The 13,878-nt window shown below is 58.9% G+C and carries 12 protein-coding genes; 6 read left to right on the forward strand and 6 right to left on the reverse strand.

What is annotated here, in order from left to right; all coding sequences use genetic code 11:
- The first annotated feature begins 67 nt into the window (after positions 1-67).
- Entirely contained in the window at positions 68-1,087 is a 1,020-nt protein-coding gene (gene znuA / locus DOU54_RS07295) for a zinc ABC transporter substrate-binding protein ZnuA (RefSeq protein WP_107339691.1), read from the forward strand.
- A 61-nt stretch (positions 1,088-1,148) separates the two neighbouring features.
- On the opposite strand, the gene DOU54_RS07300 is transcribed toward znuA, so the two are convergent.
- A complete protein-coding gene (locus tag DOU54_RS07300; RefSeq protein WP_113380626.1) occupies positions 1,149-2,201 on the reverse strand; it encodes a LacI family transcriptional regulator in 1,053 nt (350 codons plus the stop codon).
- A gap of 502 nt (positions 2,202-2,703) precedes the next feature.
- Here DOU54_RS07300 and DOU54_RS07305 point away from each other — a divergent pair.
- The 3 genes from DOU54_RS07305 (at position 2,704) to DOU54_RS07315 (ending at position 6,811) form a co-directional block, all read left to right on the forward strand.
- Positions 2,704-5,154, forward strand: coding sequence for a beta-mannosidase (locus tag DOU54_RS07305; protein WP_244404997.1), 2,451 nt, complete (start codon positions 2,704-2,706; stop codon positions 5,152-5,154).
- A 122-nt stretch (positions 5,155-5,276) separates the two neighbouring features.
- Positions 5,277-6,308: an L-glyceraldehyde 3-phosphate reductase gene (gene mgrA, locus DOU54_RS07310; protein ID WP_113731008.1), complete on the forward strand. Its 1,032-nt coding sequence runs from the start codon at positions 5,277-5,279 to the stop codon at positions 6,306-6,308.
- A 179-nt stretch (positions 6,309-6,487) separates the two neighbouring features.
- On the forward strand, positions 6,488-6,811 hold the full coding sequence (locus DOU54_RS07315) for an RcnB family protein (protein WP_004441687.1): 324 nt from the start codon (positions 6,488-6,490) through the stop codon (positions 6,809-6,811).
- Between the two features lie 65 nt (positions 6,812-6,876).
- Here the strand turns inward: DOU54_RS07315 and gnd are convergent, their stop codons facing one another.
- The 5 genes from gnd to ccoG all read right to left on the reverse strand — a co-directional run bounded on the left by gnd (position 6,877) and on the right by ccoG (position 12,973).
- Positions 6,877-8,307 (reverse strand): NADP-dependent phosphogluconate dehydrogenase, encoded by a 1,431-nt coding sequence (gene gnd / locus DOU54_RS07320; protein WP_035208854.1) that lies wholly within the window; start codon positions 8,305-8,307, stop codon positions 6,877-6,879.
- A gap of 127 nt (positions 8,308-8,434) precedes the next feature.
- Complete coding sequence (ccoS, locus tag DOU54_RS07325) at positions 8,435-8,608, reverse strand: cbb3-type cytochrome oxidase assembly protein CcoS (protein WP_112765787.1); 174 nt, start codon at positions 8,606-8,608, stop codon at positions 8,435-8,437.
- On the reverse strand, positions 8,605-10,896 hold the full coding sequence (locus DOU54_RS07330) for a cation-translocating P-type ATPase (protein ID WP_113380628.1): 2,292 nt from the start codon (positions 10,894-10,896) through the stop codon (positions 8,605-8,607). The genes ccoS and DOU54_RS07330 overlap by 4 nt, the downstream gene beginning before the upstream one ends.
- Positions 10,893-11,393: a FixH family protein gene (locus DOU54_RS07335; protein ID WP_112554868.1), complete on the reverse strand. Its 501-nt coding sequence runs from the start codon at positions 11,391-11,393 to the stop codon at positions 10,893-10,895. Before DOU54_RS07335 ends, DOU54_RS07330 begins: the two co-directional genes overlap by 4 nt.
- Positions 11,390-12,973: a cytochrome c oxidase accessory protein CcoG gene (ccoG, locus tag DOU54_RS07340; protein ID WP_113380629.1), complete on the reverse strand. Its 1,584-nt coding sequence runs from the start codon at positions 12,971-12,973 to the stop codon at positions 11,390-11,392. Before ccoG ends, DOU54_RS07335 begins: the two co-directional genes overlap by 4 nt.
- Positions 12,974-13,094: 121 nt before the next feature.
- On the opposite strand from ccoG, the gene DOU54_RS07345 reads away from it, so the two are divergent.
- Positions 13,095-13,499, forward strand: a complete 405-nt coding sequence (locus DOU54_RS07345; protein ID WP_035208858.1) for an SRPBCC family protein — start codon at positions 13,095-13,097, stop codon at positions 13,497-13,499.
- An 11-nt stretch (positions 13,500-13,510) separates the two neighbouring features.
- The gene (locus tag DOU54_RS07350) at positions 13,511-13,867 is read left to right on the forward strand and encodes a VOC family protein (protein WP_113731022.1); all 357 of its coding nucleotides are present in this window, start codon (positions 13,511-13,513) and stop codon (positions 13,865-13,867) included.
- The last annotated feature ends 11 nt before the right edge of the window (positions 13,868-13,878 follow it).

Raw genomic sequence — 13,878 nt, forward strand, 5'->3', positions numbered from 1 at the left:
CATACGTTATAGAGTTACGCAATAAATGTAATAACATAACTAACGTTCTTCAAGTGGAGTGCATTTCATGAAATCGATCCTGATCCCGCTCGCGGCCTCCATGGCAATCGCGGTCGCCGCTTCCGGCGCCACCGCTGCACCCGAGGTCGTGGTGTCGATCAAGCCCGTCCACTCCCTCGTTGCGGCCATCATGCAAGGTGTCGGGGAACCACAGCTCATCGTCGATGGCGCGGCCTCGCCGCATACCTATAATCTCCGTCCGTCGAATGCACGCAAGCTCGAAACGGCGGATGTGGTTTTCTGGGTGGGTCCCGGACTGGAAGCATTTCTGGAGAAGCCGCTGGAAGCGCTGGCCGCCAAGGCGACTGTTGTGGAACTGGAAGATGCCAAGGGGCTGGAAAAGCTGCCCTTCCGTGAAGGGGGGCCCTTTGAAGCGCATGATCATGGCGAAGAAGGCCATGAGGCGAATGACGGTCATACCGAAAAGCCGGACGCGCACGAGCATGGTCACGAGCATGACGGAGGCGGTCACGCCGGTCACGACGGTGAGAGCCACGATGCCCATGAGCATGGCACCTATGACACACATCTCTGGCTTGACCCCGCCAATGCCAAGGCCATGGCCCAGGCAATCGAAACCGCGCTGATCGCGGCCGATCCCGGCAATGCCGCGATCTATCAGTCCAACACAAAGAAGCTGATCGATGATCTCGATACACTTGACGCCGAACTGGCCAAAACGGTTCAGCCGGTGAAGGACAAGCCGTTCATTGTCTTCCACGACGCCTACCAATATTTCGAACATCGCTATGGCGTGAAGACGGCGGGGTCGATCACCGTCAGCCCCGAAACCCTGCCGGGCGCGGATCGCGTCAAACAGATGCAAGAAAAGGTTCGCCAGCTCGGCGCGACCTGCGTTTTTGCCGAACCGCAATTCGAGCCTAAGCTGGTCTCGGTCATCACCGAAGGTACGGCAGCGAAGTCGGCTACGCTTGATCCGGAAGCGGCAACGCTGGAGCCAGGCCCGGAGCTTTACTTCAAGCTGATGCGCGGTATCGCCGGGTCGCTGAAGAATTGTTTGTCCTGATGGGCACCTCATCAAGCCTGGCATGGCCAATGCGCCATGCCGGCTCGTTCTTGCGTGTGCCTTAAGGCTTCGGCGCCATGGAGGACCAGACCGGGCGGCTGATGCTCTGCAGAGTTTCCGCGGACGCGCCGTTGATGCGGGCCAAAAGGGCTTTCGCAAGCTCCCTGCCCGCCAGTTTGATATCTTCATTGACGGTATGGATCTGCGGCTTGATCCAGTTCAGGAATTCGGCGGACTGTTTCGAGACGATGTCGATGTCCTTTCCGATTTTCACGCCCGCGGCCTCGAACCCGGCCACCAGCGCGATGGTGCTACTGCCACTGATCGAAACGATGCCATCGGGACGATCATCGGACTGCATGAGCCTCTGACCGAAATCGCGGATTTTTTCCAGCGGCGTTTCGATTGTAACGGTGTCCAAGGGAAATTCGGTAAGGCCGAAATCCCTAATTGCCCGATTAAACCCCTTGCGAGCGTGGTCGTGAAACGAAAAACGTGACGGCGGCACGATGACGGCGATCTTCCTGCGTCCGCATTGAGCCAATCGCTCAACCGCTTCGTAGGCGTAGGCTTCATTGTCAAAATCATGAAAGGCATGGTCGATGCCCATGTCCGAACGTCCATGGGTGACGAAGGGCATCTTGCGCTCCGTCATGAAACGGACTCGCGGATCGTTGGGTTCGATCTTAGAAATGATGACGCCATCCGCCGACCCCGTTTCGAGAATGTAGCGGATCGGCACCATGGAATCCTTGGCGTGGATATGGGGCGTTACGACCAGATGATATTGGGTCGAGGACAAAACCTCGGTGATGCCGAACACCATCTGGCTGGTAAAACCCATCAGCTCTTCATCGACGCTGAGAACGAGGGCAATCACATTGGTCTTGCCGGTGCGAAGGCGCACGCCGGCGCGGTTTGGCTGATAGCCGATCTGGCGGGCAATCAGCCGCACGCGCTCCTTTGTCTCCGCGCCGATATCAGGCGCATCCTTGAGCGCGCGCGAAACGGTGGTGATGCCGAGGCCCGTCATGTAAGCGATGGTCTTTAGGGTCGGGCGCTCGCCCGTCGTCACGGGCGCTTCGCTCCCGCCGGATTTACCAGTATCGTTCATGTCATTTCGCCATGCTTGACCGAACGGTGATCATAGATAGCTTTTACGTCGTTGCAAAGGCAAAGGTCCTCAACCGGGATCCGCTTTCCGCGCGGGAGCCCCTGTTTGGGCTATAACGATGTAGCTCGAAAAAATGTCCGGTTCTTACTGCGCTTTTCTCTCGCCCGCCCGTGATGGCTGCGTAGCCAATATATGATTTAATCATAAACATTTAAAAATAATAATAACTTATTGATATAAAATAGAAAAATAAAATAACATTTAGAACGATCCATCCGGCCGCAATTGATGCGCCGTTCCAGAAATTTTTCCTGACATATGTTGTACCTGAAAGACATGACGGAATGGAGGTTTTACGGTAACGTTGCCGAAGGGAGGGTATCATGAGACCGAGCAAGCGGGCGTTTAGCCACTTGCGGCGTCCATCCTCCCCAGATTCTGACACAAGCCTGCATCACAATGCCGGCTTCCTTATTTGAATTCATAAATGCAGGGTCCCGTCATGATTTCTTCCTCCACGCCCGAAACCGTCATCGATCTGGCAGGGCTCTGGCGCCTGACATCAGTGGACAGAGATCATACGACCGAGCTTACCGTCCCTGGGGATATCCATACGGCTCTCAAAGATGCGGGCATCATTCCAGATCCCTACCACGGAGCCAATGAAAAGGCTGTGCAATGGGTGGCCCAACAAGACTGGGTTCTTGAGCGAACGTTCATCCTCGATGAGGCGGACGCAAGCTGGTATCTCGACATCGACTATCTCGACACCGTCGCGATTGTCTTCGTGAACGACGTTCCGGTGCTCAGCGCGGACAATTGCTTCCGTCGCTACCGCCCTGACATTTCCCGTGCAGTGCGCCCCGGTGAAAACACCATTCGCATCCATTTTCACTCCAATATAGCCGCCGGGGCGGAGCGCCAGGCGCGCCAGCCGTTTTATATACCCTATCACCCGGGGAATTCGCCTATCGCCAATGGCAATATGCTGCGCAAGCCGCAATGCCATTTCGGCTGGGACTGGAACATCGCGATCGCGCCACTCGGGCTTTACGGCAAAATCCTGCTGAAACGGCTCGATACGGCCCGGATTGAGCATGTCGTTACCTCACAGCGCCATATCGACGGCGGCGTCGAGCTGCATGTGGCCGTCACCCTCTTTGCCGAGGGACCGGCAAGCCTGCCGGTTTATCTGTCTCTCAACGATGAAAGGCTGAGGCTCGATTGCGGCGTCGGCGCAGGCGAAACCGTGGTGCGTCACGTCTTCTTCTTGGAAAATCCGGAGCTCTGGTGGCCTGCCGGCAGTGGCGAGCAGACGCTCTACACGCTGATGGTGGAGCTGCCCGATGAGACTGTGACCCGGCAGATCGGCTTCAGGACCATCGAGCTTCTGACCGATAAGGATGATGCCGGCAGCCGCTTCGCGTTCCGCATCAACGGCCGGGAAATCTTCTGCCGCGGTGCCAACTGGATTCCCGCAGATGCGCTCTATTCGCTCACCAGCCGGGAAAAGACCGAAGACCTCCTCTGCTCCGCGGTCGAGGCTAACATGAACATGATCCGGGTCTGGGGCGGCGGATTTTATGAGGAAGACTGGTTCTACGATCTCTGCGACCGTCTTGGCCTGCTGGTGTGGCAGGACTTCATGTTCGCCTGCAATCTTTATCCCTGCAGCGAGGATTTTCTCGATAATGTCGAACATGAGGTTGATTATCAGGTGAAACGCCTCTCCTCGCATCCTTCCATCGCGCTCTGGTGCGGCGATAACGAGCTGGTGGGTGCACTGACCTGGTTCGATGAGTCCCGCAACAATCGCGACCGATACCTTGTGGCTTATGACCGACTGAACCGCACCATTGAAAAGGCCCTGAAAAAGGCCGCTCCCGAAGCGCTGTGGTGGCCATCAAGCCCCGCCTCCGGTTATCTCGATTATGGCGATGCCTGGCACGCGGATGGTTCCGGCGACATGCATTACTGGTCCGTGTGGCACGAGAACAAGTCATTCGACAATTACCGTTCGGTGAAGCCGCGTTTCTGCTCGGAATTCGGTTTCCAGTCCTACACCTCCATGCCGGTCATCCGCACCTATGCGGAAGACACGGATATGAACATCGCCTCCCCCGTCATCGAACTGCACCAGAAAAATGCCGGCGGCAACGAGCGGATCGCCGGTACGATGTTCCGCTACTTCCGCTTCCCAAAGGACTTCGAGAATTTCGTTTATCTGAGCCAGGTCCAGCAGGCATTGGCTATCCGCACGGCCGTCGATTACTGGCGCTCGCTGAAGCCGCATTGCATGGGAACGCTATACTGGCAGCTGAACGACACTTGGCCGGTCGCCTCGTGGTCAAGCCTCGATTATGGCGGCGGCTGGAAGGCGCTGCATTATGCCGCCCGCCGCTTCTTCCAGCCTGTCACGGTTTCGGCTATCCCTGCGGAGGATGGACGCCGAATAAACTTCTCCATGGTGAATGACACGGCGGAAGACGTCGAGATCGACATGAATATCGTTGCCCTGACCATGGACGGCAACCGAGTGCCGTTGAAATCCGCCAACGGCACCTGCACGACCGACAAGGCCGCTACGCTGACCGACATCGACATGAGCAGCCTGCCTGACGGCACCATCCTTGCCTGGAGCTTCATCGCCTCCAACGGCATGACCGGCGAAGGCCACCATGTGCGCGACACCTATAAAGCGCTGGAACTTCTGCCCGCCGGTCTGACACTCACCACCAGCTCACTGAAAAACGGGCAGTTCGAAATAGATGTCACCGCAAGCGGGCTTGCGCTCTTCGTCATGCTGGAGGCAGATCAGCCCGGGCGTTATTCCGACAACCATTTCGATCTCGCTGCCGGCGAAACGCGGCGTATCATCTTCACCCCGAAAGCGGGCGGCGGACAGCCGCACTTCCGTGTCTTCGATCTTCATGGCTGCCAGTCCCCGCATTGAAACGATGCGGAGAAAGGCATAACCATCCTGTTCGGGAAGACAGGCTTCGCGGCCTGCCCTCATCAGTTCAAATGGTTGCCGGGTTCTTCGGCAGCCGATCATCAGCAAGTGGAGGAAGACCCATGGTTTGGCAACCGGCCGAAAACCGTTACACGTCCATGAAATACAATCATTGCGGCAAAACCGGACTGAAACTACCGGAGATCTCGCTGGGACTCTGGCATAATTTCGGCAACGATACGCCGCATCAGACGAAACAGGCCATCTGCCGCCGTGCATTTGATCTCGGCATTACCCATTTCGACCTCGCCAACAATTATGGCCCGCCGCCCGGCAGCGCCGAGACCGCCTTCGGCGAAATCCTGAGGACGGATTTCCGGGGTTATCGTGACGAGATGATCATCTCCTCCAAGGCAGGTTACAACATGTGGCCTGGTCCTTACGGCGAATGGGGCAGCCGCAAATATCTTATCGCCTCCTGCGACCAGAGCCTGAAACGCATGGGGCTGGATTACGTCGATATCTTCTATTCTCACCGTTTCGATCCCAACACGCCGCTTGAGGAAACCTGTGGTGCGCTTGACCAGATCGTCCGCTCGGGCAAGGCGCTTTATGTCGGCATTTCCTCCTATAACTCTAAGCGCACCCGTGAGGCCGCCGCGATCCTGAAGGACCTCGGCACGCCCTGCATCATCCACCAGCCGAGCTATTCGATGATCAACCGCTGGATTGAAGAAGATGGTCTCGTTGATACGCTGGAGGAACTAGGCATCGGCTCCATCGTCTTCTCGCCGCTGGCGCAGGGCATGCTGACGACGAAATATCTCGGCGGCGTGCCTGATGGCAGCCGCGCATCGCAGAGCAAGTCGCTCAACCCGGCTTTCCTCAATGAACGTAATGTCGAGAACATCCGGGCGCTGAACGGCATTGCCGAGCGGCGTGGCCAGACACTGGCGCAGATGGCCATCGCCTGGGTGCTGCGCGGCGGTCGCATCACCTCGGCGCTGATCGGCGCCAGCCGCGTCGAGCAGGTTGAAGACTGTGTGAAAGCGCTGGACAAACCGGATTTCACGACCGAAGAACTCGCTGAAATCGACCGCTACGCCAAGGACGCTGATATCAACCTCTGGGCAAAATCTGCCGAACGCGTCTGACCGAGGAGAGACCGCCCGGTTATTCCGGGCGGTCCCACCGCGTCAAGAAACTTCAAAACAAAAGATTAACTCCTGCCTCTAAGCCTTAACAACCATTACATAATTGTAATTTTAAATTCAGTTTCCGTTCATTCGTTTGTTCGTAAGTTCTTCTCATTGAAACACGAGAGGAAACTTCCATGAAAAAGTTCGTCACCATTCTTCTGGCTGCAACCGTTCTCGCGGCCCCGATGGCTCAGGCGCAGGGCCGTCACGATGATCGCCACCGCGGCGTCACCGTCGAGCGTCATGTCACGAAAAAGGTCATCGTCAAGAAGCACCGTTGGGATCGTGGTCAGCGCCTCTCGCCAGCAGAGCGTCGTCATTTCGTCGATCGTCGCGATTATCGCCGTTACCGCCTGGCCGAACCGCGCCGCGACCAGCGCTGGGTGCGCGTTGACAACCAGTTCCTGCTCATCAATGCCGTCAGCGGCCTGATCGTCGGCCTTGCCGCCGCTCGCTAATTCCAAGCACCGGTGAAATGAAAAAGGCCCGCTTGCGCGGGCCTTTATCTTTATCCAATGGCCGATCAGAAAATATCGGCGCCGCTGCCCCACGGGCCATGCGGCTTGTCCACGCCGTCGGTGCGTTCGAAGCCATGGGCGCCGAAGAAGTCGCGCTGCGCCTGGATAAGGTTGGCGCTGCCGCGGCCGCGACGATAGGCATCGAAATAGCCGAGTGCAGAGGCCAGCGCCGAAACCGGCAGGCCCGACAGGGCAGCGTAAGAAACGACGCGGCGTAGCGGCGCATCGGTTTCCTTGACGATAGCGGAGAAAGCCGGCGTCACGATGAGGTTGGCCACATGCGGATCCTTGGTAAAGGCCGAGGTGATTTCATCGAGGAACTCCGAGCGGATGATGCAGCCGGCGCGCCAGATGCGGGCAATCGTCGGCATCGGCAGGTTCCAGTTGAACTCCTTCGAAGCGGCCGACATGATGGCGAAGCCCTGCGCATAGGCACCGACCTTGGCGGCCAGAAGCGCGCTTTCCAGATCGGCGATGAAGGCCTTCCTGTCGGCCGGTGCAGTTGCAAGGGCCGGAAGGCCAAAGATTTTCTCGGCAGCTTCGCGCTCATCCTTCTGCGAGGAGAGAATACGGGCAGCCACGGCCGCTTCGATGGCGGTTGCGGCGACGCCCATGTTCTGCGCCTCGATGACGGACCACTTGCCCGTGCCCTTCTGGCCGGCCTTGTCGAGGATCAGATCGACCATCGGTTTGCCGGTGATCGGATCGGCGGCGCGCAGAACCTTTTCGGTGATTTCGATCAGGTAGGAATTAAGACGGCCCTTGTTCCATTCACCGAACACATCGGCGATTTCGGCAGCGCTCATCTTCAGACCGTCACGCAGGATGCCGTAGATTTCCGCGATCATCTGCATGTCGGCATATTCGATACCATTATGGATGGTCTTGACGAAGTGGCCAGCACCATCATTTCCGAGCCATGCCACGCACGGATCGTCATTATATTTGGCGGAGATGGAGGTGAGCACTTTCTCGACGCGCTTCCAGCTGTCCTCGGTGCCGCCAACCATGATGGACGGTCCATGACGCGCGCCCTCTTCGCCACCCGAAACGCCCATGCCGATAAAGGTGAGGCCGCTGTCCTTCAGATTGTCGAAACGGCGGATCGTGTCGCGGAAATTCGCATTGCCCGCATCGATCATGATGTCGCCGTTCGAAAGATGCGGCTTCAGGATTTCCATCTGCTGGTCGACCGGATCGCCAGCCTTGATCATGATGATGATCGGGCGCGGAGGACGAATGGCGGCAACGAATTCCTCGATGGTTTCGCAAGGGATCAATTGTCCCTGCAACTCGCCGGCTTCAGCGTAGAATTTTCTCGTCGCTTCAGGGGTTCGGTTGAATACGGCGATCTTGTTGCCCTTTTCGGCGATGTTGAGCGCCAGGTTAGAGCCCATGACGCCGAGACCGATCAAACCGATTTCTGCCTGTTCCACGGATGTGCCTCCATCTTGCTTTTTGGTGGTCGTGTTGTGGCACTGTAATCACCAAACGGCAAGGCTGGGCGTGACTGAAACGATTAAATTTTGATGACGCAAATCAGCTTTGCATATTTGCGGCAGGTCACGGCCTATTCGAAATCGAGGTTCGCGGCCGGTTATCACCATCGTCCAGCGCCCGCCAGGCGGCCCCTTCCATGTCCTCATACTGGCCCGAACGCACCGACCAGAGGAAGGCAAAAAGTCCGAGTGCGCCTAATAGCAGCGCAACGGGAATGAGATAGATCAGCATATTCATGCCAGTTGCGCCCCCTCGCCCGCAAACCCGGTCTCTGGTTCATTCCGACGACCGGCGGATTCAACCGATCCGGCGAGGCGCAATGCGTTGGCGACGACGATCAGCGACGATGTCGACATGGCGATGGCCGCGATCATCGGCGTCGCATAACCAGCAATCGCGATCGGCACGGCAATGATATTATAGCCGATGGCAAGCGCGAAGTTCTGCCGGATGAGCTTTCCGGCCTGCTGCGATGTCTCGATCGCGAAAGGCACGGCATCGAGGTCCTCCTGCATAAAAACAAAATCGGCGGCCTGCCGGCCGATATCGGCGGCGGTGGCGGGCGCCATCGAAACATGTGCGGCGGCGAGCGCCGGCGCATCGTTGATACCGTCTCCCACCATCAGGACTTTGTGCCCTTCCCCGGTAAGCGAGGCGCAACGCGCCGCCTTGTCCTTCGGCGACAGGTCCGCGCTCCAGTTGGCGATCCCCAGCCGGTCGGCCATGGCGCTGACAGCTGCTGCCCGGTCACCCGAAACGATTTCCTGAGCCAAACCCCGCACCGACAGGCTGCGCAATGCCGCAGCCGCACCTGCGCGCGGATTGTCATCGAAACCGAAGCTCGCCAGAAGGCGGCCATCGAGTGACAACACCACCTCCGACCGCGCGTTGCCGTTGTCGGCACCCTCATCATCCGGGCACGCGAAACGGCGGTTACCGAGCCGATAGGTTCCCACATCAGTCTTCGCCTCGACGCCCGAACCCGGGATTTCATGCACCGTCTCATACGCCGGCAAAGGGCCGCTGTAGGCGGCATGCAGAGCTTTTGAGAGGGGGTGGCGGGAATGGGCAGCAAGTCCTGCCGCAATTGCCATGGTGGCGGGCTTCACCTCGCCCGTCTCGACCAGTCGCGGCCTGCCGATGGTCAATGTGCCGGTCTTGTCGAACAGTACGGTATCGATCTCCGCCAGTCGCTCCATGGCCGACCCTTCCTTGACCATGATCCCATGCCGGAAAAGTCTTCCCGCGGCCACCACCTGCACGACGGGAACGGCAAGGCCGAGCGCGCAGGGGCAGGTGATGATGAGAACCGCGATGGCGATCAGCATCGCCTGTTTCCAGTCGCCACCGAAGAAACCCCATCCGAGAAACGACACAAGCGCCAGAAGATGGACGACGGGCGAATAATAGCTTGCGGCCCGGTCGGCAATACGGCGGTAACGCGCTCGCCCACTTTCGGCCGCCTCCATCAGACTGATGACCTCCGACAGGAATGAATCCCTGGCCGAGGCGGTCACCCGGGCCACCAGCGAACCGGTAAGGTTCAGCGTACCCGCCTGCAGGCTGTCACCCACCGCAACACGCCTTGGCGCGCTTTCACCATTGACGATCGACATGTCGAGATCGCTGCTGCCACTCTCGACCACCGCGTCGACCGCCACACGGTCTCCTGCCGCTATCGCAATCGACATTCCCGGCTCGATATCGGCAAGCGGGCGGTATTCGCGTGTTCCGTTCTCACCGAGGACGGTCGCGCCCCGTGGCGAGAGCCGGGCGAGCCCGGCAATCGCCGAACGAGCCTTGTCGCGCATGATGTGATCGAGCGTGCGGCCGATCAGCAGGAAGAACAGCAGCGACACCGTCGCATCGAACCAGGCATGTTCACCGTGGTGGATCGTCTCCCACAGCGAAACGGCATAGGACAGCGTGATGGCCAGTGCGATCGGCACGTCCATGTTTGTGCGGCCGTGTTTCAGCGCGCTCCAGGCCGACTGATAAAAGAAACGCCCACCGTAGATCAGCGCCGGGGCGGCGATCATCGCCGAAATCCAGTGAAACATGTCGCGCGTCGCCGCATCCGCGCCGGACCAGACGGAAACGGACAAAAGCATGATATTGGCCGAGGCAAAGCCGCATAGCGCCACCGCCCTGATCAGCTGCGAACGCAACGCGTCGGAAGCGTCCTGACCACTGGCGAAAAGATGCGTGCGGTATCCCGTCGCCAGAATGGCGCGGGCAAGGTCGGCGGGATCGGTCCTGACACCCTCGACCTCTTCTCTCCAGACAATCGCAACACGCTTGGACGAAAGGTTCAACCGCGCCCGCTCCACCTGCGGCAAGCGGCCGAGCGCGCGCTCCACGGTGGTGATGCAGGCGCCGCAATAAACATCCGGCACGCTGAGATCGGTCTGGCGGAGACCCTGCCCCAGATCACGGCTTGCCAGCATCAGCTCCTCTGACGACGGTGGATTGACCGGATCGGCAAGCTGCAGCGATCCTTCTGTCCCCGGTGCACAACAGCTCATTGGCGCCCCCTGACAACGGCGATCCGCGTGCCCTCGTGCACGATGATCCGGCCGTTCTTGACGGCTGTAATTTCTACGATCCACTGACCCGGCAGCATGTCATGCGGGCCGGTAAAGACCCCTTTGGCAACCGGGGTCAGCTCCATGTCGAAATTCTGGCGTTCCCCAACGGGCCGGCGAAAATGCGCGATCAACTGATCGGTATCGACCGGGCCGGTATCGGGATGAAAGACCTCGTAGCGGACCGTCCTTTCGTCCACCGCAAGTTTACCCTTTATGCCGGTCGCCGCTCTCGCCTTGGCTGCTTCCGCCTTCGCGTTGAACTGCTGGCTGGCCACATAGGTATTCGGCACGACAAGCCCGCTCCAGCTGTTGACCGCGTTCCAGGCCATCACCATGTTGACGGTGATGACGGTGCCGAAAAACAGCAGCATGACGCCCAGCATATGCCAGCCGGTGAAAGTGAAACCGGACGTGTGACGATTGTTCACGGTCATTTTGTCGCTCCCGGAGCGTTGAAAACAGCGTCATAGCGGGCCGTCTCATGGCCGCCCGTATCGCTGACGATAAACTCGAAATTTTCCGCGGCCCGAGCGACGCGCCCGCCCGGCCGGGTGACGAAGACCTTCAGCGTCGTCGCTTCATCCGGCTCCACCGTCACCTCAAAGGCACGCGCGGCCGCATCGGGCATACCGTTTATCTTCATCACGGCATCAGGAAGGCCATTGATGGTCAGGCTCATCGTGCGCGGCTGCGGCACCATGTTGAGGATGCGCACGGTGTAGCCGTTGCGGATGGATCCGTTCGATTCCAGCACGTATTGCGGATTGCGGTCGTGCAGAACATTGAGCGCCAGCCGCTCGCGCGTCACCAGCGCAAACAGCATGCCGATGCCGACAGCCGCCCAGATGGCAGTATAAAGCAGCGTGCGCGGACGGAAGATGATGCGCCAGTTGAAGTGGCGCACGCGCTTGCTGAACTTGCCGTCTTCCTCACGCACGTTGGCTGGGCGGATTGCGTGCTGACCGTTGCCGGTCGCGAGCGCCATGTTGGATTGATACTCGGCAAGCGTGGCATAGGCGATCAGGCCACGCGGCTTGCCGATCTTGTCCATCACCCCGTCGCAGGCATCGATGCAGAGCGCGCAGGTGATGCATTCCAGCTGCTGCCCGTCCCTGATGTCGATGCCCATGGGACAGACCGCGACGCAAGCGTTGCAATCGACGCAATCGCCGACGCTCTCCCCCGCTGCGGTGGCCTTTTTGGCGTGCCGCGAGCGTGGCTCGCCGCGCCAGTCGTTATAGGTGACGACAAGCGAATTCTCATCCAGCATCGCCGCCTGAATGCGTGGCCAAGGGCACATGTAGGTGCAGACCTGTTCCCGCATCAACCCGCCAAAGACATAGGTCGTGGCGGTGAGGATGGCGACGGTCGAATAGGCAATCATGGGCGCCTGGCCGGTGACGAATTCCCGCGCCAGCGTCGGCGCATCGGCGAAGTAGAAAATCCAGGCGCCGCCGGTCAGGGCGCCAATCGCCAGCCAGATCGCGTGCTTCAACACTCGCTTGCGGAATTTGCCGACTGTAAGGGGCGCGACGTCCAGCTTCATGCGTGCATTTCGGTCACCCTCGATCGCCCTTTCGACGACGAGAAACAGGTCCACCCACACTGTCTGGGGACAGGTGTAACCGCACCATGCACGTCCCACGGCGGACGTGACGAGAAACAGCCCCAAACCCGCCATGACCAGCAATCCCGCGACGAAGAAAAATTCCTGCGGCCAGATTTCGATGAAAAAGAAATAAAAGCGTCGATTGGCGATATCGATCAATACTGCCTGATCTGGCGCATAGGGGCCACGGTCCCAACGCAGGAACGGTGTGAGATAATAAATGCCGAGCGTGACGAGCATGACAAGCCATTTGAACCGCCGGAACCGACCTTCCGCGCGCTTGGGAAAAATTTTCCTGCGTGCTTCGTAAAGCGGTTTGCGCGTTTTTGCGGAATTGACGGCCTCCGCGTCCAGCCTTTCAACGGGCTGCTGCGGGCGTTCCTGTCCGGCGCGATAGATGTTCATGATAGGAGTCCGGTTTTTATCTCCTTGCTTTCTCCCATCTCTGCGGTGAAACATCCTTGACTTGCATCAAGTGACGACAAAGTGGCGCAGCAAGAGGAGCGTGCCGCACGAGGAGGATGAGATGTCTGTCATGCAGTCGAGAATCATTCATCTGTCTATCGAGAAGCCGTGGAGTCACGTCTATGACTTCGTTTCCGATCCGAACAACATGGCTCGCTGGGCTGCCGGACTGGCAGGTGGCCTCAGGCCGGATGGCCAAGACTGGATCGCCGAAGGCGGACCACTCGGCGAGGTCAGGGTGAATTTTGCGCCAGCAAACGAATTCGGGGTCGTGGATCACGTCGTCACCTTGCCCGATGGCCTGAAGGTCTATAACGCGCTCAGGGTGACCCCGAACGGCAGTGGCGCCGAGGTCAGTTTCACGCTGCTTCGTCTTGAGGGGATGACGGACGAGGATTTCAACGGGGATGCGAGGGCTGTCACAGCCGATCTCGAAGCCTTGAAGGCGCTGCTCGAAGAGACGTGATGGAGTAAATGATGACGGAAAATGGCAACGACCGGCGAATCGACTATGTCGAATTCAACGTGAGCGATATTGAGCGCAGCAAAGCCTTTTACGGCGGCGCTTTCGGCTGGTCTTTCAAGGATTACGGTCCGCAATATTGCGAATTTTTCGACGGCCGCCTGACCGGCGGTTTTACCACCACGGCGCCGGTTTCCGCGAAGGGTGGACCGCTGGTTATTCTCTATGCGGCTGATATCGACGATGCCCAGCGGCAGGTGGTGGCGGCGGGTGGCGAGATAAGCGTCGCAATCTTCGCCTTTCCCGGCGGACGCCGGTTCCATTTTACCGATCCCGATGGATATGAACTGGCGGTCTGGTCTGCGGCGTAAGACGTTTCGGC

It is taken from the genome of Agrobacterium sp. MS2, assembly GCF_003261015.1.
GTDB classification, from domain to species: Bacteria; Pseudomonadota; Alphaproteobacteria; order Rhizobiales; family Rhizobiaceae; genus Agrobacterium; species Agrobacterium pusense.